Annotated in this window: 20 protein-coding genes; 11 read left to right on the top strand and 9 right to left on the bottom strand. The window is 34.7% G+C overall.

All coding sequences use genetic code 11. The annotated features are described in order from the left end of the window. Window positions 1-45 precede the first annotated feature (45 nt). Complete coding sequence (locus tag ACHRV3_RS18160) at window positions 46-597, top strand: hypothetical protein (protein WP_395435767.1); 552 nt, start codon at window positions 46-48, stop codon at window positions 595-597. A 235-nt stretch (window positions 598-832) separates the two neighbouring features. Next, complete coding sequence (locus ACHRV3_RS18165) at window positions 833-1,903, top strand: glycosyltransferase (protein ID WP_395428117.1); 1,071 nt, start codon at window positions 833-835, stop codon at window positions 1,901-1,903. Window positions 1,904-1,905: 2 nt separating this feature from the next. Here the strand turns inward: ACHRV3_RS18165 and ACHRV3_RS18170 are convergent, their stop codons facing one another. From ACHRV3_RS18170 to ACHRV3_RS18180, 3 genes are all read right to left on the bottom strand, one after another. After that, window positions 1,906-3,201, bottom strand: coding sequence for a porin (locus ACHRV3_RS18170; protein ID WP_047778886.1), 1,296 nt, complete (start codon window positions 3,199-3,201; stop codon window positions 1,906-1,908). 168 nt (window positions 3,202-3,369) lie between these two features. After that, entirely contained in the window at window positions 3,370-4,449 is a 1,080-nt protein-coding gene (locus ACHRV3_RS18175) for a cell wall metabolism sensor histidine kinase WalK (protein WP_047778887.1), read from the bottom strand. A gap of 230 nt (window positions 4,450-4,679) precedes the next feature. After that, window positions 4,680-5,363 carry a response regulator transcription factor gene (locus tag ACHRV3_RS18180; protein ID WP_047778888.1) on the bottom strand — a complete coding sequence of 228 codons (684 nt, stop codon included), beginning with the start codon at window positions 5,361-5,363 and terminating at the stop codon, window positions 4,680-4,682. Between the two features lie 231 nt (window positions 5,364-5,594). Between ACHRV3_RS18180 and ACHRV3_RS18185 the strand changes: the two genes are divergently transcribed. The 4 genes from ACHRV3_RS18185 (at window position 5,595) to ACHRV3_RS18200 (ending at window position 11,823) form a co-directional block, all read left to right on the top strand. After that, window positions 5,595-8,366: a TonB-dependent receptor domain-containing protein gene (locus ACHRV3_RS18185; RefSeq protein WP_395435766.1), complete on the top strand. Its 2,772-nt coding sequence runs from the start codon at window positions 5,595-5,597 to the stop codon at window positions 8,364-8,366. A 339-nt stretch (window positions 8,367-8,705) separates the two neighbouring features. After that, a complete protein-coding gene (locus ACHRV3_RS18190) occupies window positions 8,706-9,899 on the top strand; it encodes a hypothetical protein (protein WP_047778890.1) in 1,194 nt (397 codons plus the stop codon). 106 nt (window positions 9,900-10,005) lie between these two features. After that, window positions 10,006-10,347, top strand: a complete 342-nt coding sequence (locus tag ACHRV3_RS18195) for a T9SS type A sorting domain-containing protein (protein ID WP_230003622.1) — start codon at window positions 10,006-10,008, stop codon at window positions 10,345-10,347. 495 nt (window positions 10,348-10,842) lie between these two features. Next, window positions 10,843-11,823, top strand: coding sequence for an acyl transferase (locus tag ACHRV3_RS18200; protein WP_395435765.1), 981 nt, complete (start codon window positions 10,843-10,845; stop codon window positions 11,821-11,823). On the opposite strand, the gene ACHRV3_RS18205 is transcribed toward ACHRV3_RS18200, so the two are convergent. After that, window positions 11,820-12,164, bottom strand: coding sequence for a hypothetical protein (locus tag ACHRV3_RS18205; protein ID WP_047778893.1), 345 nt, complete (start codon window positions 12,162-12,164; stop codon window positions 11,820-11,822). The two genes, ACHRV3_RS18200 and ACHRV3_RS18205, sit on opposite strands and share 4 nt — an antisense overlap. A 39-nt stretch (window positions 12,165-12,203) precedes the next feature. Next, on the bottom strand, window positions 12,204-13,499 hold the full coding sequence (gene tyrS, locus ACHRV3_RS18210) for a tyrosine--tRNA ligase (RefSeq protein WP_230003628.1): 1,296 nt from the start codon (window positions 13,497-13,499) through the stop codon (window positions 12,204-12,206). 248 nt (window positions 13,500-13,747) lie between these two features. Between tyrS and ACHRV3_RS18215 the strand changes: the two genes are divergently transcribed. Both ACHRV3_RS18215 and ACHRV3_RS18220 read left to right on the top strand, forming a co-directional pair. Continuing rightward, window positions 13,748-14,995 carry an outer membrane beta-barrel protein gene (locus tag ACHRV3_RS18215; protein WP_395435764.1) on the top strand — a complete coding sequence of 416 codons (1,248 nt, stop codon included), beginning with the start codon at window positions 13,748-13,750 and terminating at the stop codon, window positions 14,993-14,995. Window positions 14,996-15,173: 178 nt separating this feature from the next. Beyond that, window positions 15,174-16,175 (top strand): NAD-dependent epimerase/dehydratase family protein, encoded by a 1,002-nt coding sequence (locus tag ACHRV3_RS18220; RefSeq protein WP_395435763.1) that lies wholly within the window; start codon window positions 15,174-15,176, stop codon window positions 16,173-16,175. Window positions 16,176-16,177: 2 nt separating this feature from the next. Here ACHRV3_RS18220 and ACHRV3_RS18225 read toward each other — a convergent pair whose 3' ends face one another. The 3 genes from ACHRV3_RS18225 to ACHRV3_RS18235 are packed head-to-tail and all read right to left on the bottom strand — an operon-like array spanning window position 16,178 to window position 18,756. Continuing rightward, window positions 16,178-16,669: a DUF4296 domain-containing protein gene (locus tag ACHRV3_RS18225; RefSeq protein ID WP_230003633.1), complete on the bottom strand. Its 492-nt coding sequence runs from the start codon at window positions 16,667-16,669 to the stop codon at window positions 16,178-16,180. Between the two features lie 10 nt (window positions 16,670-16,679). Beyond that, window positions 16,680-18,020 (bottom strand): dihydroorotase, encoded by a 1,341-nt coding sequence (locus tag ACHRV3_RS18230; protein WP_230003635.1) that lies wholly within the window; start codon window positions 18,018-18,020, stop codon window positions 16,680-16,682. Between the two features lie 10 nt (window positions 18,021-18,030). Continuing rightward, entirely contained in the window at window positions 18,031-18,756 is a 726-nt protein-coding gene (locus tag ACHRV3_RS18235; protein ID WP_047778900.1) for a polyprenol monophosphomannose synthase, read from the bottom strand. Between the two features lie 105 nt (window positions 18,757-18,861). On the opposite strand from ACHRV3_RS18235, the gene ACHRV3_RS18240 reads away from it, so the two are divergent. From ACHRV3_RS18240 to ACHRV3_RS18250, 3 genes are all read left to right on the top strand, one after another. Further along, window positions 18,862-19,530, top strand: a complete 669-nt coding sequence (locus ACHRV3_RS18240; RefSeq protein WP_395435762.1) for a DUF4271 domain-containing protein — start codon at window positions 18,862-18,864, stop codon at window positions 19,528-19,530. 14 nt (window positions 19,531-19,544) lie between these two features. After that, window positions 19,545-20,294: a uroporphyrinogen-III synthase gene (locus ACHRV3_RS18245; RefSeq protein ID WP_047778940.1), complete on the top strand. Its 750-nt coding sequence runs from the start codon at window positions 19,545-19,547 to the stop codon at window positions 20,292-20,294. A 154-nt stretch (window positions 20,295-20,448) separates the two neighbouring features. Further along, the gene (locus ACHRV3_RS18250) at window positions 20,449-20,919 is read left to right on the top strand and encodes an Lrp/AsnC family transcriptional regulator (protein ID WP_047778902.1); all 471 of its coding nucleotides are present in this window, start codon (window positions 20,449-20,451) and stop codon (window positions 20,917-20,919) included. Window positions 20,920-21,048: 129 nt separating this feature from the next. On the opposite strand, the gene ACHRV3_RS18255 is transcribed toward ACHRV3_RS18250, so the two are convergent. Then, a complete protein-coding gene (locus ACHRV3_RS18255; protein ID WP_395435761.1) occupies window positions 21,049-21,738 on the bottom strand; it encodes a zinc metallopeptidase in 690 nt (229 codons plus the stop codon). Window positions 21,739-21,825: the final 87 nt, after the last annotated feature.

Raw genomic sequence — 21,825 nt, forward strand, 5'->3', positions numbered from 1 at the left:
GTCAATAAATTGTTTAACTTTAATTGAATTTTAAACGATACTCTTATGAAAAAATTATTATTACTTTGTCTTATAGTAGTTTTATCTACTAATTTCTACGCTCAGGACGTCACGAAAACAGCGAAAAAAACCGAGGCTTCGGCAAAGAAAACCAAAGCAAGCGCTGACAAAACGAAGGCCGATGCTAAAAAAACTACTGATAAAGCCACAAAAACAAAAGAAAAAGCAGACAAAACAGCTGCTGACGCTACAAAAACAAAGGCAGACAAAACAAAAGCAAGTGCCGATAAAGTAAATGCCAGCGCCAAAGAAACTAAAGACAAAACCGCTGTAAAAACTAAAGCAAGTGCAGACAAAACTAAAGCAAGTGCTGATAAAGTAAACGCGAGTTCAAAAGCAACACTAGATAAAGCTACAAAAACCACAACGGCTGCCTCAAAAACGACTACTAAAAAAGTCAAAGAGACTAATGAAAAAGCACCAAAAGTGGCCGATAAAGTTACCGGAGAGTACAACGGAAAAAAAGTATATACAGGACCTAAAGGCGGTAGATACTATATCAACTCTAACGGAAACAAAACTTATATTCAGGATTAAATCATTTTTTTACTACGATACAAAGAAAGAACTGCTCAAACAGTTCTTTTTTTTGTTTAAAAAACAAATCTACTGTTAACATACGAGTAACTTTGTCTGCAAATCATGTCATTCCCACTTCTCTTTAAAGTAATTTTGCGGCCTTGACAGCTGTATAGAGTTAATAATTTAGTAATATGTACGAAATAACACAAAAAACATATTTCTTTATCTTCGTCTTAAAAAGCGCTACATTATGAGCATTGACTATTCTGCGAACAAAACTATTTTAGTAGCTCCGTTAAATTGGGGCTTAGGACATGCAACAAGATGTATTCCTATCATAAAAGCGCTTCAGGAAAACAATTACATCCCAATAATCGCTTCTGACGGAATTGCATTGGCTTTACTGCGAAAAGAATTTCCATACATAGAAACACTTGAGTTGCCTTCTTATCATATAGAATATGCCAAAAACGGCAAAAACTTCAAATGGAAACTAATTAAAAACTTACCTAAAATGATTACAGCCATTTTAGATGAGAAAAAAATGGTGAAGGGACTAATAAAAAAACACGGAATTGACGGTATTATATCCGATAACCGATTGGGCGTTTTCAGCAAAAAGATTCCATCGGTTTTTATGACACATCAGCTCAATGTGATGACGGGGAATACCACCTGGTTTACCAGTAAATGCCATCAACACATTATAAAAAAATACGCTGAATGTTGGGTTCCTGATACTAATGAAGTCGTAAACTTAACCGGTACTTTAGGACACCTCGAAACCAATGAGCTGAATTTAAAGTATATTGGTCCATTAAGCCGAATGCGTAAAAAGGAAACGCCTAAACTTTATGATCTGATGGTTATACTGTCGGGACCTGAACCTCAACGTACTTATTTGGACGAAAAACTACAAGAAGAGGTTAAAAATTATAAAGGCAAAGTTGTTTTTGTAAAAGGAGTAGTAGAGAAAACACAAACCAAACAAGAAATTGGAAATGTTACCTACTACAATTTCATGAATTCAAAACAATTGGAACAGACCTTTAACGAAAGCGATTTGGTTTTATGTCGTTCGGGATACACCACTGTTATGGATTTGGCGAAACTGGGTAAAAAAGCCTTTTTTATTCCAACCCCGGGACAGTATGAGCAGGAATATCTGGCCATAAAACTTCAAGACGAGAATCTGGTACCTTATGCAACGCAAAACGACTTTACGATTGAAGATCTTTCAAAAGTAAAATCGTTTAAAGGCTTATCTCAATTTAAAAATAACATCGACTGGGATTCGTTATTTTCTATTTTTGAAGCGTAATTTTAGAAGTTGAATTGCGCTTGTAATCGCAATACATTTCCTTGTTGTCTGTTGATAGGCAGAACGCTGTCTTCAAAAGTCCTGTCAGCAATAACATATTCTGCGGTAAGTTCAAGCGCTTTGATTGGTTGCCATTCAACTCCTATTTCGAAGTCTCTCACAACATAACTTCTGGCATCTTTCTCGTATTTCTTTCCTCCGTCATAATATTGAAATTTTGCAAAAGGATATAAATGTTGTTTTTTGAAATCTAACTTATAATTTAATAATACATAACCTCCGTTTAAACTTGTTTCATCAACCGTTTTGGTAAGGGTATTGTATCTTGGTCCTGTTCCAATATTATACTCTGCCTGGATTCCAAAAGGTTTTGGATATAAAACGAAGGTCGCTCCTAATCTTTGGTCTTTCACATATTGCGGATCATTAACGGTAACTCCTGAAGAAATTTCGCCGGTAAAAGCCCATTTTCCAGTATACGCCTGAATCCCCGGTTCTATAATCTGATTACCAATTACAAAAGGATAGGTAACTCTTGCCACAACATTCAGGTCTCTGTTTCCGTCCAATTTATTGGCTATCTGTCCGTTGTAAACTCCAAAAGCAAAAACACCATAATCACCTGAACCTTTATAACCATCCTCTACCAGCATAGCAAAACGTTTTCTGATTTCGCTTGGTGCCCAATAGAAGATAAGTCCCAAGTCACGTTCGTTCAATATTGCACTATTGATTGCATCACTTCTGTCTAATGTTAACCTTTGAGAACTGGACTGCATGTTTTCGAACCCGTAAGGAATCTTGCTTTGCCCTACACGAACACGGTATTCTCTTTTTTTATCGAAAGAAAGATCAAAATACAAATCTCTAATTTGTACAAAATTCTGAATTCCGGTAACCGGTGAGCTTGCAAAGTCAGGTTGAAAATAAAAATATACATTTGGATGTACTTGCCCTGAGAACACTAATCGTGCACGTCTGATAAAAAGTCCATTATTGGCTTTTGCATCCGGTGCTGTTGAAGTTGTTCCCCAGGATTTATCACACTGTTCGCAGGAAACTTTATCGTTTGTAGAAAGTAAACCGTTGTATCTGATTTGAGCGTAACCTCTTAGAGAAATTTTATCGTACCAATGTTCAGAAGTACCACTTTCTTCTTTTACCTCAGAAGCTTTTGCTTTGTTTATAGAATCCATAAGACGGATTACTTCTTTCTTTACGTCTTCTTTCTTTAAATCTTGGGCATTTACTGCACCTGTAATCAGCAATAAAACTGCGATTATTTTTGTTTTTATCATTTTCACGACTGCACTTAATTTTCAGGTGCAAAGATGTATCACCTATGTTAAGATATCATTAACAAGACGTTACTATAATAAGAAGATTTGTTTCGAAATAGTTATGCCATCATGAACCCCTTTCGCAAGCCCAGATTTTATAGTACTTCGTCTCAATAAAGCTTACATTTACTTAACTTCAGCTTTTTGATTTTTGTACGCTTTTTCTAACGTAAAAGAGAACTCAGAACCAATTCCGAACTCACTTTCTACGTATACTTTCTCTTTATGTGCTTCAATAATATGTTTTACAATGGCAAGTCCAAGTCCGGAACCACCTTCAGAACGGGTTCCGCTTTTGTCAACTCTGTAAAAACGCTCAAAAAGTCTTGGAATGTTTTGTTTTTCAACTCCTTCGCCATTATCACTAATACGGATTAAGACTTTTTTCTTCGTTAGGTTTACCACACCAACTTCTGTCAAACCACCTTCTTTACCGTATTTAATAGAATTTACAATCAGATTTTCTAATACCTGTTGGATTCTGTCCTTATCTCCGCGTATGATAACAGAATGCACATTTTTACTTTCAAAAGCCAATTTGATTTTCTTTTTATCAGCTTTCATTTCCAATAAATCAAAAACATTCTGGATCAGTTCGACGATATCGAAATCTGTAATTAACAAATCTAAATCACCTGACTCCAATTTGGTAATCATATCCAGATCCTCTACAATATAGATGAGACGCTCTACTCCTTTTTCGGCACGTTTCAGATATTTTTTACGAATCGTTTTATCATCCATCGCCCCATCAAGCAAAGTCGACACATACCCCTGAACAGTAAACAAAGGGGTTTTAAGTTCGTGCGAAACATTACCCAGAAATTCTCTTCGGTATTGCTCCCGAATTTCGAGCATTTCGATTTCGAGTTTTTTATCTGTGGCAAACTTTTTCACTTCGCGTGAAAGCGTTTCCATGTCGGTTGTTATGGGCTGATTGATCAGGGTTGTAGATTCTAACAAGGAAACCTCATCGTATATTTTTTTTACTCTCCTATATATAAACCGTTCTACTCGATATTGTAAAACCAGAAAGGAAAAAATATAAACCGAGATAATAAAGACTAATCCAAACGCAATCTGATGTTTTAGCTGGTTCTTATAAAACAGAGACATCAGAATCAATACAAATCCTGTTGTAAAAAGACTGATATACAATGCTGACTTTACAGCAAATTTGTAGGTTTTTTTAAAATTAATTTTCATTGGATCATTTAAAATAATAAACTATAGGGATTACTTTTTTTTATCAGATAAGCGATATAAGTTCATTACCTATAAAACCTTATTTCTAAGGATTAGATAACAACCTAAAAAAGTAAATCTTTGTCAAAATTAAAACTTTGACAAAGATAAATTTTCAATTACAAAAGTATGTACCCTATAATTTAAAATGAACTTATATTATTTATAAGGTTCAAATTTTTACAGGATGTTTAAACTTCAAATTTATAACCAACACCTTTAATTGTTTTAAAAAGATCTTCTCCAATCTTTTCACGTAACTTTCTGATGTGTACATCGATTGTTCTTCCTCCTACTACTACTTCATTGCCCCAAACTTTATCAAGGATTTCATCTCTTTTAAAAACTTTTCCCGGTTTTGAAGCCAATAGATAGAACAATTCGAATTCTTTTCTTGGCAAAGCGATTTCTACATTTCCCTTGATGATTTTGTATTCTTCTCGGTTAATTTCGATTCCACCCACGTTTAAGGTGTCACTAACAACTTCTTGTTCTTTTAACCTTCTTAACAAAGCCTTTACTTTGCTTACCAATAATTTTGGTTTTATTGGTTTGGTAATATAATCATCTGCACCTGCATCAAAACCGGCAACTTGAGAATAGTCCTCACTTCTTGCGGTTAAAAAGGTTATGATTACATTATTTAATTCCGGTATTTTTCTAATGTGTTCGCAAGCTTCCATTCCATCCATTTCGGCCATCATTACATCCATAATAATTAGGTCCGGTATTTCTTTCTGAGCTTTTGCGATTGCATCTTTTCCATTTGAAGCAGTTACAATCTGATAGCCTTCCTGAGCAAGGTTATAGCCAACAATTTCCAGGATATCCGGCTCATCATCAACTAATAAAATCTTGGTTTGTGTTTTTTTCATAAAATAGCAAAAATTGAGTTTTCTTATCAAATTTCATATCTTAAAATCCGATAGTTTTTTAATTGCGATGGTAAATATAACGATAAAACGACCGTTAAAAATTGCTGTTAACGGTAATTTAATCTGGTAACAATTTGATAATCTACAGCACACAAAAACATAACAAGTGCGTAACATGAACTTTACAGGGCGGTTCTTTCTTTGCAAAAAAATAAATTAAACACAACTCAAATGAAATTCAATTTTAAATTTCTATTAATCACATTATTTATCTGTTCGATTTCGATCGCTCAAAACAAAGGTACAATTTCTGGTGTATTAACCGATAAAGAATCGAATAATCAATCACTACCTTTTGCTAATGTCTTACTAAAAGGAACAAAAATTAGCGCAAACACTGACATTGACGGAAAATATTCCTTAAATGTAAACCCTGGAAACTATACTATTATTTTCAGTTTTGTGGGTTATGAATCTGTTGAACAACCCGTAACAGTAACCGCAGGTCAAACCGTAACCGTAAATCAGATCCTTTCTTCGGGAGGTTATACATTGAAGGATGTTGTTGTAAAATCTGCTGCTGTAAGCAAGCAAAAAGAATCTGCTTTATTGTTAGAACAAAAAAATGCTGTAGAAATTAAACAATCTATCGGAGCACAAGAACTTTCCAGAAAAGGAGTAAGTGATGTATCGGGTGCGGTTGCAAAAACTACCGGTATCACCAAACAAGAAGGAACAGGAGCTATATTTGTAAGAGGTTTAGGAGATCGTTACAACTCGACTACAATGAATGGTTTGCCAATTCCATCAAATGATGCAGAAAAGAAAAACATCAATTTGGATATCTTTTCAACAGATATTATTGAATATGTTTCTATCGACAAAGTATACAACAGTAAATTCTTTGGAGATTTCGCAGGAGGAAATGTAGATATCGTTTCTAAAGATTATAAAGGAAAAGGATTTTTCAGAATCGATGCTGAATCAAAGATCAACACTAACGCTGTTGGTGAAAAAAACTTTACACTTCAGGATGGACCAAGTGCGTTTGGATTTAGTAAAGCTACAATTCCTAACAACCCATTGACTCAATACAACTTCAACACTTTACAATTAGACAAGAAAACACCTCTTGGTGGTTCATTTGGATTATCTGCCGGAGATACTTACAAAGTAGGTGATGAAGGAAAAATCAGCTTATTTGCAACTGCTGCTTTCAGCAATGAATATGCATCCAGAACAAATGGAATTGCAAAAGGTAGTGTGAATGCTGCCGGTGTAGCCGGTAAAGACTTAGATTACAATTATCTGTCATACAACACTAACACAACTGCAATGTTGAATGGTGGTTACAAAATAAACAACAACAACAAAATTAACTTCAATACACTATATATCAACACTTCTGCTCAAAAGAAAGAAGAATCAAACGGATACATAGTTGATTTAGCAAATGACGGAAATGGTTATATCCGTAGAAATGATTATGAGAAATCAGATTTATGGGTAAACCAATTATTAGGAGAGCATAAATTGAGCGAAAGAACCATCTTTAACTGGGGAGGATCGTACAACATCATCAATCAGAACACTCCGGACAGAACTTACAATACCATGAACAAAGTGGCTGGTGGTTATGTAATCAACTCTCAATCGGCACCAAATAACAGCCGTTATTTTCAAAACTTAAAAGAAACTGAAACTGCTGCTAATTTATCTGTAGCATATAAGTTTAAAAAAGACGAGGATGGTCTTTACAAAGGAAAAATTACTGCTGGTTACAACGGAAGATTCAAAAACAGAGATTTTGATGCTACTCAATTTAATTTCAAGACTACAACCTTCCCTGTTTCACATTCAGGAGACATTGTTGATCCAAACAACTTAGATTTGTTTTATAATCAGGCAAATTTTGCAAATAACTTTTTCACAATCTCTACTTTCCGTGGAGGATATCAAGTGCCGGACGCACTAGACCCGCAAGTGTATAGTGGTGATTTAACAATTAATGCTGCTTTTGTAAACACGGAATACAGATTCAACAAATTGACTGCCGTAGTAGGATTAAGAGCAGAACACATTCTTCAAAACGTAAGCTGGAATACTTCTTTAGACCCTACAGGAGACAGCAATGAGCTAAAGAAAACCGCTTTTTTACCTAGTTTAATTTTAAAATACGAATTAAACGAAAAACAAAACTTACGTTTAGGATTGAGCAAAACTTACACTTTGCCTCAATTTAAAGAAAGAGCAAAATTTGTTTACGAAGAATTTTTACAAGCAAAATTTGGTAATCCTTACTTATATGCGTCAGACGATTACAACTTAGATTTAAAATGGGAAATGTTCCCTAAAAGTGATGAGTTAATTTCGGTAACAGCATTTGGTAAATACATCGTAAATCCGATTAACGAAACTACTGTAAACTCTTCTACAAACGATATTTCATGGGCTAATACCGGTGATTATGGTTACGCAGCGGGTGCAGAAGTAGAGTACAAAAAAACGCTTTGGACATTGGACAGTGAGAATTCACAAAAATTAACCGGAGGTCTAAACGTATCTTATTTGTATAGCAACCAAGAACTAAACGATGCCAAAGTATTAAAAGAAACTAAAGGAACGATTCCAACAAATTTCACAAATAAAACCGGCAAATTTACAGGTGCTTCCGATTTATTATTAAATGCAGATTTGTCTTTCTTTAACGAATGGAATAATAAGAACAGTAATTTGACAACTACTATTGCTTACAACTATTTTTCGGACAGAGTAAGTGCAATTGGTACGCAAGATAAAGGAGACTTAGTAGACAAAGCAGTTGGAACATTAGATTTTATCGCAAAATCTAAACTGAATAAAAACTTCGGACTAAGTTTTATTGCTAAAAACTTATTAGATCCAACAGTAAAAACCGTTCAGGAAAATACAAGTGGTGATGTATTAATCAGAAGCTACAAAAAAGGACTTAATGTAAGTTTAGGCTTCAGCTACGAATTTTAAAAAAATTAACCTTAAATATCTAAGACAGCTTTCGGGCTGTCTTTTTTTTTAAAACCTGAGTTCGATTATTAAGTAATTGATTTAGGTATTGTCGTTTTCCTGCAAGCTCTTTTTTGACCATCTAGGCATCCTGGTTTCTGTTTTACACCTACGACCAAAAAAAGACCTTACAAGTGCAGAACCTATTAATTACAATCAGATAACATTTAGGTAATACAACAATAGCTTTAACTTAAACTAACATTCACATTGGGTTAACACGTCAAAAAGAATTCTGACCCATCTTTGCAACAAGAAATTAAACACAATTAAACACACACAAAAATTATTAAAACTACCATGAAAAAATCAATCGTACAATTAATGGCAATTGTTACTTTGTCTGCAGGTTTATTTACTAGCTGTTCAAGTGATAATAACAATAATGATGATAAAACACCTTCATCTACTTTTGTTGCTAATCCAGATAACTTCACTGGAGTTATTAATGATGGAGAAGTAGTTCTTGATGCTACTAAAATATACAAGCTTACAGGAAAGATCCAAGTAAACAACGGAGCGACTTTAACTATACCTGCAGGAACAGTTATTCAAGGTACAGGTGGAACAAAAGCATATATCGCTGTTGCACAAGGAGGAAAAATCAATGTAAATGGTACTGCTGCTAAACCAGTAGTTATGACATCTGGATTAGCTAGTAAAGCTGCCGGAGACTGGGGAGGTTTAGTAATTTGTGGTAAAGCAACTATAAACCGTGACAATGGTAAAACTACAACTGCTGTATCAGAAGTTGCTGAGTTAACTTACGGAGGAACAAGCGATACTGATAGCTCAGGATCTATCAAATATTTAAGAATAGAATATGCAGGTGCTGCTTTTAACAGTGAAAAAGAATTTAACGGAATCTCTTTCTTCGGAGTTGGTTCTGGAACTACTGTTGATTTTGTAGAGGCAATTCACGGAGCTGATGACGGATTTGAATTCTTCGGAGGAACTGTTAACACTTCAAACATGATTTCTATTGGTAATGAAGATGACCAATTTGACTGGACTGAAGGATGGAGAGGTACAAACACAAACTGGTACGGAAAATTAGATTTCGGAAAAGGTAACAGAGGTATTGAAGCGGATAACTTCGAATTTGGATATGCTTATGCTCCAATTTCTAACCCAACAATCACAAACTTAACTTTAGTTGGTCCTGGAAGTACTGCTGCTGCTGCAAACTTTGCTGAAAACCAAGGTATAAAATTAAGAAGAGGAACTAAAGCTTTAATTTCAAATGTAGTTTTAAGCTCTTGGGCAACTGGAATTGATGTTGAAAATGACGAGACTATTGCTTTTGTTGGAACAGCTTTAAAAGTAACTGGTGTAAACTTTATTGCTGACGTTGCTAAACAAACTAAAGGAAAGAAAACTGACGGAACTGCTGCTGATGTATCTGCTGTTGCAACTGTATCTGCTGCTTCAAATGGAGCTGGAAATGGTGTAGCACAACCTACATGGGCTGCTGGTTGGTCAACAGGTTTCTAATATCCTCGAACACATAATGTTAAAAACATCCTAAAATTTTAGGATGTTTTTTTTTGGTGTAATTTTTGTAATTTTTTTTGTATATTTACTTATCTAAAAAAATGCGATGGCAAAAAATTACTTTTATATTATAATCTTACTGGCTTTTTTCTTTACTGTTAGCTCTTCTGCACAAGACAGTAAACAAACGTCAAAACCTCAAGATGGATCTGCCACTATTGAGGGACTAAGTTTGTACCCTAATCCGGTCACAAATGGCAAGGTTTATATCACCTCTAAAAACGATTTAGAAAAGGAAATTATTGTCTTTGATCTCTTGGGTAAAAAAGTAATTCAGACACATTTAGTCTCCAAAGAATTAAACGTTGCTGATTTATCTCCCGGCGTTTACATTATAAAAATAAGCGAACAAAATGTTTCCGCTACGCGAAAGTTGATTATTCGATAAAAAATAAAAAAAAGGCTGTTCATTTTGAACAGCCTTTTTTAGTTTTTGGGGTCGGTCTCAGGTTCGGTTTTTGGGGTTGCTTAAATTTTCTTCGAAATCTGCTTTTCTAATTCTTCTAAAATGATTCACTCGTGCTCCCTTTTTGTCAATTGACGGAGGAGTATTCGCATTCAACTGAACGTGATCTGCGTGTGTGATCTCTCCTTCGTCGAGATGACAATACTGTGGAAAATAATATTCTCATGGATCAAATACAAAACCCTTCGACTTCGCTCAGGGCGACAATGAATGTAAAAACTAAAACCGAAAACGGAAGACTGAGACTGAGACTGAACACTAAAAAAACCTAATGTCAGGCTGAGCGAAGTCGAAGCCCTGCTTAACCCAAAACCCTTCGACTTCGCTCAGGGTGACTTTACGAGTATCGAAACTGAAAACTGAGACCGAAAACTAAAAACTATCTACAATAATACCTACCTTTGCGCAAAAAAAGTTTTGATTACAGCCAACGATATATTTACCATTTCGAGTCAGAAACAATTTGAAAAAATAGCCTTAAAGGTGTTTCGTTTTCAGCATGAGAACAATCAGGTATATCGTGATTTTTGTGATTTTTTAAAAGTAAATCCACAACAGGTAAAATCAATACAACAAATTCCTTTTTTACCCATTCAGTTTTTCAAAAGTCATGATGTTGTTTCGAATGCAGATCCTGCTCAGGTTACTTTTACCAGCAGCGGAACTACCGGAATGATTACCAGCAGACATATCGTAACCGATGTTTCCTTATATGAAGAAAGTTACCGAAAAGGGTTTTCTGAATTTTACGGCAATATCGAGGATTACGTTGTTTTAGCCCTTTTACCGTCTTATCTCGAACGCGAGGGCTCTTCGTTAATCTACATGGTAGAAGATCTGATAAAACTATCCAATCAGGCTGAAAGCGGGTTTTATTTACACAACCACGAAGAACTTACTCAAAAACTAATAGAATTAGACCAATCCGGACAAAATACCATTCTGATTGGGGTAACTTATGCTTTATTGGATTTAATTGAAAAACATCAATTTCAACTTCAGAACACCATTATCATGGAAACCGGAGGAATGAAAGGCAAACGAAAAGAAATGATTCGCGAAGAACTGCATGAGCAACTTTGCAAAGGTTTTGGCGTTACGGCCATTCATTCCGAATATGGAATGACCGAACTTTTAGGTCAGGCCTATTCTTTAGGTGAAGGTATCTTTGAATGTCCGTCTTGGATGAACATTTTAGTTCGCGACCCTGAAGATGCTTTGACCTATGTAAAAGAAGGAAAAACGGGTGGAATAAATGTGATCGATTTAGCCAATATCAATTCCTGTTCTTTTATCGCAACGCAGGATTTGGGCAAAAAATATCCCAACAACTCTTTCGAGGTATTGGGACGTTTTGATAATTCTGATATTCGTGGCTGTAATTTGATGGTACTTTAATTTTCTTCCAACAAACCAATACTATCTATTCCTTCTTTACTAAGTAACTCTTTTTCTTTCTTGCCTTTGCTTTCAAGGGATTTATAGACTGCATAACAACCTAATCCTCCTAAAATTGAATAACATATATTATGAGCCGGGCTATCATAATTTCCATTTTCTATAGTCTCAAATCCATCAACAAGTCCCATCACAATCATAAAACTTACTGCGAATATAAAAGACAAACCAAAATAAGACCCTAGTCCTAAAAAGAAATATTTCCATTTATTTTTATTGTACAAAATCGCCAAATTGCTGAAAGCTTTCCAAATCCAATAAATAAAAATAAATCCGAACATATATTAATTTAGACAATAACCGTAGTTAAGTTAGTATTCTTATTTTACTCTAATCACAAAATAGTTTTTCTTTCCACTTTGCAATAACACAAATTGATTATTGATCAGATCATTTGCCGTTAAAACAAAATCTTCTTTTATTTTCTCTCTGTTTACCGAAATAGAATTTGCTGTTAGCGCACGTCTCGCTTCTCCGTTTGATTTAAAGAAACCTGTTTTTTCATTTAAAACAGTTACAATTTCCAATCCGTTTTCAAGATCTGCTTTTGCAATTTCTGCTTGTGGAACTCCGTCAAAAACTTCTAAGAAAGTAGCTTCATCTAATTGTTTCAAATCTTCTGCAGTCGAGTTTCCAAACAAGATATTCGAAGCTTGAATCGCTTTTTCCAACTCTTCTTTACTGTGCACAAAAATGGTGATTTCTTCAGCCAGTTTCTTTTGTAAAACTCTCAAGTGTGGTGCTGTTTTATGCTCTTCGATTAAGGCATCTATTTCCTCTTTCTCTAAAAAAGTAAAAATTTTAATATACTTTTCAGCATCAACATCAGTGGCATTTACCCAAAATTGGTAGAATTTGTATACTGAGGTTTTATCAGTATCCAACCATACGTTTCCTCCTTCAGATTTTCCGAATTTAGATCCGTCTGCTTTTGTAATCAATGGCGTTGTTAAGGCAAAAGCTTTTGCACTTTCTCCTCCCATTCTGCGCACTAATTCTGTACCTGTGGTGATATTACCCCATTGGTCAGAACCTCCCATTTGCAAAAGGCAGTTGTTGTTTTTATATAAATGATAAAAATCGTAACCTTGAATCAATTGATATGTAAACTCTGTAAAAGACATTCCCTCTCCTTCTCCACTCAATCTCTTTTTTACAGAATCTTTCGCCATCATATAATTTACGGTGATTCGTTTTCCAACTTCACGCGCAAAATCAATAAACGAAAATTCTTTCATCCAATCGTAGTTATTCACCATTACCGGAGCATTTTTATCTGCCGAATTAAAATCTAAGAAACGAGACAGAACACTTTTAATTCCGGCTACGTTTTTAGCCAAAGTCTCTTCGTTTAATAAATTTCTTTCGTCCGATTTTCCAGATGGGTCACCAATCATCCCGGTTGCACCTCCTACCAAAGCGATAGGCTGATGACCAAAATTCTTTAAATGAACCAATAAAATAATCTGAACCATACTTCCAATATGAAGTGAATCTGCTGTTGGATCAAAACCAATATACGCCGTTGTTACTTCTTTCAGTAATTGTTCTTCCGTTCCAGGCATACTGTCATGATATAACCCGCGCCATTTTAATTCTTCAACTAGATTTTTCATTTTTAAAATAATTTGTGCAAATATAATTAATTCCGCTAGTAGTGGGATACTATAAAATTTTATATCCGAAAAGATTTTTTAACTACTACTTTATTTTAATTCTCAAACTGGCAACGCAAAAAACAAAGCATCAGACTCATACTGAAAGCATTACGACAAACCTTTCTAAATCGTAAAAAAATTCTTAAAAATTGACATATTTTTCAAATTTCATTGGCTACTTTTGGCGAAAAACCAATAACCTTTTTATGAAAAAACTATTACTGATTGCCTTATTACTTTGTTACTCATTTACTAACGCACAAATTACCTTCGAAAAAGGATACTTCATATCCAATGACGGAAACAGAACAGAATGTTATATTAAAAATTTAGACTGGAAAAACACTCCAACAGATTTCAAATACAAAACACAACTTAGCGATTCCGAAATCAAGACAGAAAGCATTGCCACAACCCAGGAATTTGGTATTGATAATGAAACTACCTACAAAAGATTTAAAATAAAAATCGACCGCTCCAATGATGATCCAAGAAAAATGACAACAAACAGAAATCCGGATTGGAAAGAAGAAACTCTATTTTTAAAAACACTTGTAACCGGTGATGCAATTTTATACAGCTACACAGAAGACAATACAAACAGATACTTTTACGCTACCAAAACAGTTCCTACAGAACAACTAATCTACGTTAAATACCTTACGACGGATCAAAACGAAGGGGCTGAAAAAGTAACAGAAAATAATGAATACAAACAGCAGCTTTATAAAAATGTTGCCACTACAGCAACAACCGAAAAAAGCATCCTGAATTTAACTTACAAAAAAGCAGATCTTGTTGCTTATTTTTCGAAATACAATAACATCAGCCCTGACGCTATGAAAAAAGAAAATGCAAAATCGAGCAAAGGTCAGCTTTTGATTAAGGTAACAGCAGGTCTAGGCATGGTTACATCATCACTAAGCAATGAGGATAATCCGCAGCAAAATACTGAATTTGACAACAAAACGATTTTCAAATTTGGTGCCGAGGCTGAATACATACTTCCTTATAATAAAAACAAATGGAGTGTTTTCATCAATCCTGTCTATCAAAAATACCAGGGCGAAAATGACTATACTATTCCTAGTGGCTTTATGGCGTTTCCAGACATACAATACAATGTAAAAATAGACTATAACGCTGTACAAGTACCGATTGGTGTGAGACACTATATGTTCTTAAATGAAAAATCAAAAATATTCATTAGCGCAGCCTATTCATTTGACCTAGGTAGCAACACCAAAATAACGTACACGAATAAAACAGGAAATAACATAACCAGTTTCGAAGGTAATTCAAGTGGTAATTTAGCTTTTGGATTAGGCTATAATTTCAGCAACAAATTCACTGTCGAAGCAAGATTGAATACAAAAAAAGAGCTTGTAAACTACAACTCCTATTCGGCAAAATACAATGCAATAGATTTCATATTTGCCTATACTATCTTTTAGTAAGCAATAAAATTATTCGACCTCTAGGTGATGCAAATGAATTAAAATTCTTAATTCATTTGCATCACCTTTTTTTTAAACCATTTGCATAAAAACAAAGATTACCAATTTCAAAACAAACAAAAACTTCGCACCTTCCCTACTTTGCACCTTTAAACCAAAATAGTATATTTACAAAATGGTATTAGTAACAGGAGGAACAGGTCTGGTAGGCTCACATTTAGCACTTCATTTAATTGAAAATGGAGAAACTGTACGGGCAATATATAGAAATCCAAACAAAATTGAGAAAACAAAAGCTGTTTTTGAATTATACAAAAAAGCCGATTTATTTGAGAAAATAGAATGGTTGGAGGCTGATATTCTTGACATTCCTTCATTAGAGATTGCTTTTATCGGCATTGAATACGTTTACCACTGTGCCGCATTTATTTCGCTTGATCCAAAAGACGAAGATTTACTACGAAAAACCAATATTGAAGGAACTGCCAATATGGTTAATTTTTCTATTGCGAAACAAATAAAAAAATTCTGTTTTGTGAGTTCAATAGCCGCTTTAGGAGATCTGGCCGCCCATGAAACCACCATTACTGAAGAAACAGAATGGAATCCTGAGAAACCACACAGCGATTATGCAATTTCAAAATATGGTGCCGAAATGGAAGTCTGGCGTGGACTTCAGGAAGGCTTAGAAGTCATCATTATAAATCCGGGAGTAATTTTGGGGCCAATTCCAACTACAAAAACAAACGAGCAGGGAAGTGCTGAATTTTACACCAGAGTTGCCAAAGGCCTTCCTTTCTATACCCTTGGAAGTACAGGATTTATTACTGTAAATGATGTAGTAAAAATTGCTTTTGAATTAATGAAAAGCAGTATCAAAAATGAGCGTTTTACGCTAATTGCAGAAAATATCGTATTTCGAGATATCCTCAACACTATAGCCGACAGCTTAAAAGTAAAAAGGCCGAATATCCACGCGAAACCAATATTGTTAACTATAGCCTGGCTAGCAGACGGAATATTTTCAACTTTGTTTTTCCAAAAAAGAAGCATCACTAAAGCCACTTTGAAAGCTTCTTATTCCAAAAATCTGTATGGTAATGAAAAAATAAAAACCGCTCTGGGAACGGTTTTTCTGGATGTACACCAATATGTAAAAGACGTTTCTAAGTTATAAAACTATCTTGTTTGCCTTATTCTTCTTGCATGCATCGCCGTTTTTATCGAATCAATATTCGCTTTAGCCGGCATTGCTTCTTTAAGTTCAGGATTCAATTTTCTCAATTTTTCTTCCTGTTTTTTCTTCTTAATGGCTTTCTTCTCGTCTATTTTAGCCAATGAATCTGCTGCTCTTTGATTTTTCTCCAAGCGCTTGGCAATTGCATCAAACATATCTTTATACCCTTCGTAATCTGCTGCGTAATAAATATTACTTTGCGCAAACTGCAGACTATCTACTTTATATTTCTGCAAAACAAACCTTTTTTGATTTGCATCAATCGAGTCTAAGGATAACGGATGTTGGTATTTTACTGCTTCCAAAATAGACAAATCATACATAATATCAAGCATCTTCTCTTTCTCAATAAGCCCTTTGGGTTGTTTTACCAACTCTTTTTCGCAGCTCACCGAAAGAAACAAAACCAATGTTAGTATTATAAAATTCTTCATCTATACTTTTTTATCTGTCAAACAATAATCTTTTTCCATTGCGAAGGTCTTTCACCTTAAAGTTATTGTAAACCAGTTCTCCGTTTACAAAAGTATGTGTGATTCTTGATCTGAAAACAAAGCCTTCAAATGGAGACCAGCCGCATTTTGCTAAAATATTATCCGCATTCACACTCCATGGTAAGCTCGGATTCACGATAACTAAATCGGCAAAATAACCTTCTTTTATAAAACCTCTTTTCTCGATTTTGAAAATCTTAGCCGGATTATGACACATCTTTTCAACGATCTTTTCGATAGAGATTTTCCCTTGGTGATGTGCCTCAAACATAGCCACAACAGCATGTTGAACCAATGGCCCACCGGAAGGTGCATTTAGGTAAGGTTGTTTTTTCTCTTCTTTTGTATGTGGAGCGTGATCTGTAGCAATTACATCGATACGACCATCATTTAAAGCTTCCCAAAGTACTTTTCTGTCAGCTGCCGTTTTCACAGCCGGATTCCATTTTATGAAATTACCTTTTGTTTTATAATCTTCATCTGTAAACCACAGATGGTGTATACAAACCTCAGCCGTTATTTTTTTATCTTCTAATGGAATTTTGTTCGTAAACAACTCCATTTCTTTAGCAGTCGAAAGATGGAAAATATGCAAACGGGCACCTGTCTTTTTGGCTAAGGCCACAGCTTTAGACGACGAAATATAACAAGCCTCAGCACTTCTGATTAAATGATGCGCCGTTACCGGAATATCATCACCATACTGCTCTTTGTACAAGGCCAAATTGTTTTGAATAGTTGTTTCATCTTCGCAGTGTACCGCAATTAACATTGACGTACTTGAAAATATTTTCTCTAAAGTGGCTTCATTATCCACCAACATATTTCCGGTTGAAGAACCTAAAAATATTTTTATTCCCGCAACATTTTTTGGATTCGTTTTTAAAACTTCTTCCAGGTTATCATTGGTTGCTCCCATCATGAACGAATAGTTCGCATATGATTTTACGGCAGCAATTTGATATTTATCTTCCAGTATTTCCTGAGTAACAGCATTTGGCACCGTATTCGGTTGCTCGATAAAAGAGGTAATTCCTCCCGCAACTGCGGCTCTGGATTCTGACTCAATATCTCCTTTATGTGTTAACCCCGGTTCTCTAAAATGTACCTGATCGTCGATTGCACCCGGAATCAAATAACTTCCTTCGGCATCAATCACTTTACAATCCGATGATTTTAAACTGATGCTGTCTGAAATTTCAACAATTAAGTCGTCTTCGATCAATACATCACCTTCAAAAATGGATCCTTCGTTTACAATTTTAGCGTTCTTTATTAAAATTCTGTTCATCACCGTGACTTTATAAAGTATTGAATAATTTTTTTAATCGAAGTGTTATTACACCCAGAATTGCTTCTTTTATAATGGCGTTGCTCATTTTCGAAACCCCTTTGGTACGATCCGTAAAAATGATCGGAACTTCGGTAATTTCAAATTTAGCACAATACGTTCGATATTTCATTTCGATTTGAAAAGCATAACCAACAAATTTAATTTTGTCGAGTTTTATCTTTTCTAAAACTACTCTTTTATAGCAGATAAAACCTGCTGTAGCATCATGAATTTTCATTCCGGTAATAAATTTGACATACACGGAAGCAAAGTAAGACATCAAAACACGGCTTAGTGGCCAGTTTACGACATTTACACCTTTTACATATCGTGATCCGATAGCTAAATCGGCACCACCAAAATGACAGGCGTCGTACAACTTTTCGAGATCGTTTGGATTATGAGAAAAATCGGCATCCATCTCAAATATAAACTCATATTTGCGCTCTAAAGCCCATTTGAAACCATGAACATAAGCGGTTCCTAAACCTGATTTTTTGGCTCTTTTTTCTAAAAACAATCTATCGGGATATTCTTCCTGCAGTGCAATTACTTTATTCGCAGTAAAATCCGGCGAATTATCGTCAATAATTAAAAGATGAAAAGGTTTATGTTGAGAAAGTACAGCTCTAACTATACTTTCTATGTTTTCAATTTCGTTATAAGTGGGAATTATGACAATACAATCATTCATTTTTCTGGGTAATTTCACCGCAAAAGTAAACTTTTTATGCCATTTGATTCACAATAAATTTATAATAAAAGTATTGATACAAAAAATTACTAATTTTGCAACGTTATGATTGAACAACTTCATCCCCGAATTATCGAAAACAAAGACTGGGCGACACTTTTATTTGTGTTGGCTTTTGCTCTTGTTGCTATTACTAAATCAGCATATGAATCCCGATTTAGCGAATTCAGCAAGCTTATTTTCTCTGATAAATATGCCAAAATCTATCGGGATTCAAGTAATCTGAAAGGCAGTTTTATTGTTGGTTTGTTTTTTGTACAGATTATTTCGTTTTCTTTTTTCATTCAGCTTACGATGCATACTTTTGGATATGCCTCAAAAACGGACTGGTTTTTATTCATTCAAATCGCCACTTTTTTATTATATTTTATTCTGGCAAAATATTTAATCGAAAAAATCGTTGCTACTTCATTCAATATTGAAGATTTTATAGACCTTCTTAACTTACAAAAAGCAACATACCGTACGTATATTGGTGTTTTAATCCTTCCTTTTAATGCGGTTTTGTTTTATTATGACAACATTCCGAAAAGTGTACCACTAGCAATCATCGGTGTTTCACTGTGTATAAGTCTATTCTCCTATTTTATTTCGATTAAAACGCATCAAAATATAATAATCAGCAAGTTATTTTATTTTATTTTATATCTTTGCGCTCTTGAAATAGCCCCTTATTATTTCATCTATTATTGGATTACAAAAGAGGCGGCTTAGTAAAAGTTTATAATATGAAAGTGAAAACAATTTTGGTGTCACAGCCTGAACCTAAAGTGGAGAATTCTCCTTACTTTGAGCTCCAACAAAAACACAAAATAAAAATTGATTTCAGACCATTTATTCATGTGGAAGGGGTTAGCGCAAAAGAGATTCGATTACAAAAAATCGATCTTAATCATTATACTGCGATTATTTTGACAAGCAGAAATGCCGTGGATCATTTTTTCAGAGTAGCCGATGAAATGCGTTATAAAGTACCTGAAGGACTGAAATATTTTTGCCAGTCTGAAGCAGTTGCGTTTTACTTACAAAAATATGTAGTGTACAGAAAACGTAAAATTTATGTAGGCGCAAAAGATTTTGCAGATTTATCTCCATTAATTAAAAAGTACAAAGACGAAAAGTTCTTACTTCCGGCTTCTGACCAATTAAATGCAGATGCACCCGTTACTTTAAACAATTTAAAAGTAGACTGGACTCAAGCCATTTTTTACAGAACCGTAATGAGCGACCTATCTGATTTAGCAGACGTTTATTATGATGTCTTAGCCTTTTTTAGCCCAACAGGAATCAAATCTTTGTTTAAAAACTTCCCTGATTTTAAACAAAACGAAACCCGAATTGCTGTTTTTGGAAGCACCACTCAAAAAGAAGCTTTAGATTATGGTTTAAGAATTGATATTCTTGCTCCAACTCCTGAAACTCCTTCTATGACAATGGCTTTAGAAAAATACATCAACGAAGCAAACAAAGGAAAATAACCTTTTAGAATATACAGCATAAAAATTCCAAATTCTAAATTCCAAATTCCAACTTAACCGTTGGGATTTGGAATTTTCTTTTTTACAGCATTTTAACTACATTTGGTTTCTATTCAAAACCCAAAACACTAATTATAGTTTCAAATTGTAAATTATGAAAATCAACTCCCTCTTAATTGAAATTGACGGTATCGATAAAGAAATCCTTCGTTATTTAATGGATGATGCACGAAAACCCATTCTACAAATCGCCAATAAAATAGGCATTTCGGGAGCCGCGATCCATCAGCGTTTAAAAAAACTGGAACAATCGGGTGTCATTTCGGGATCAAAATTTATTGTAAATCCAAAAGTATTAGGTTACAACACTATGGCTTTTGTGGGCGTATATCTGGACAAAGCCTCTCGAAATTCTGAAGCCGTAAAAGATCTGAAAAAAATTCCCGAAGTTTTGGAATGCCATTACACAACCGGAAACTGGTCCGTATTAATAAAAATCATTTGTCGCGATAACGAACATTTAATGCAGCTTTTAAATACTAAAATTCAAGCTATTGAAGGCGTTTCCAGAACAGAAACCTTTATATCCTTAGACCAACAAATTGACCGACAGATACAACTTTGAGGATAAATTCTAAAATTCCAAATCCCAAATTCCAAATTCCAAATTTGTTGGGATGAATTAAACCCGACAGGTTTTAAAAACCTGTCGGGTTGTTTTTTTAATTGGAATTTGGAATTTATTTTTTAAAATTTAATCCCTCCTGTTACTTCCGGAATAAATAGAGATATAGTACAGCAACGTTGCAATTGAACCGAGCGCTGCTACTACATAAGTTCGTGCAGCCCATTTTAAGGCATCTTTTGCTCCCGCCTGCTCTTCTTGTGTCAGCATATGTTTATTCTCTAACCAAGCCAGCGCTCGATTGCTTGCGTCATATTCTACAGGCAAAGTAACGATCGCAAATAAAGTTGTTGATGCAAATACGATAATCCCGATAAGCAATAATTGTGGAAAAATATTAATCATCAATATCCCCGCCAGCAAAATCCATTGCATATAACTGGATGCTACATTAACAATCGGAACTAATGTCGAACGCATCGTCAACATTTGATAACCGATAGCATGTTGTACTGCGTGACCGCATTCGTGCGCCGCAACTGCAGCGGCGGCAGCATTGCGATGACTATATACTGCTTCGCTTAAATTTACCGTTTTATCCGATGGATTATAATGATCGGTTAACTGTCCGGGTGTCGAAATAACACGTACGTCATTTATACCATTATCGGCTAGCATTTTTTCAGCAATTTCAGCGCCACTCATTCCATTTCTTAATTGTAGTCTTGAATAAAGTTCAAATTTACTTTTCAGCTTTGAGCTTACCATCCAGCTAAGCAACATAATGACACCTGCAATTATAATATATCCGTACCCCATGTCTTTCGTTTTTTAGTTTGAATTTTAAAGTTACAAAACAAACCGCAAACTGCGAACCACTTTAACAAAATGCCAAGAGGTCATGGA

The organism is Flavobacterium sp. FlaQc-49, from assembly GCF_044005985.1.
Lineage (GTDB): Bacteria > Bacteroidota > Bacteroidia > Flavobacteriales > Flavobacteriaceae > Flavobacterium > Flavobacterium cupriresistens.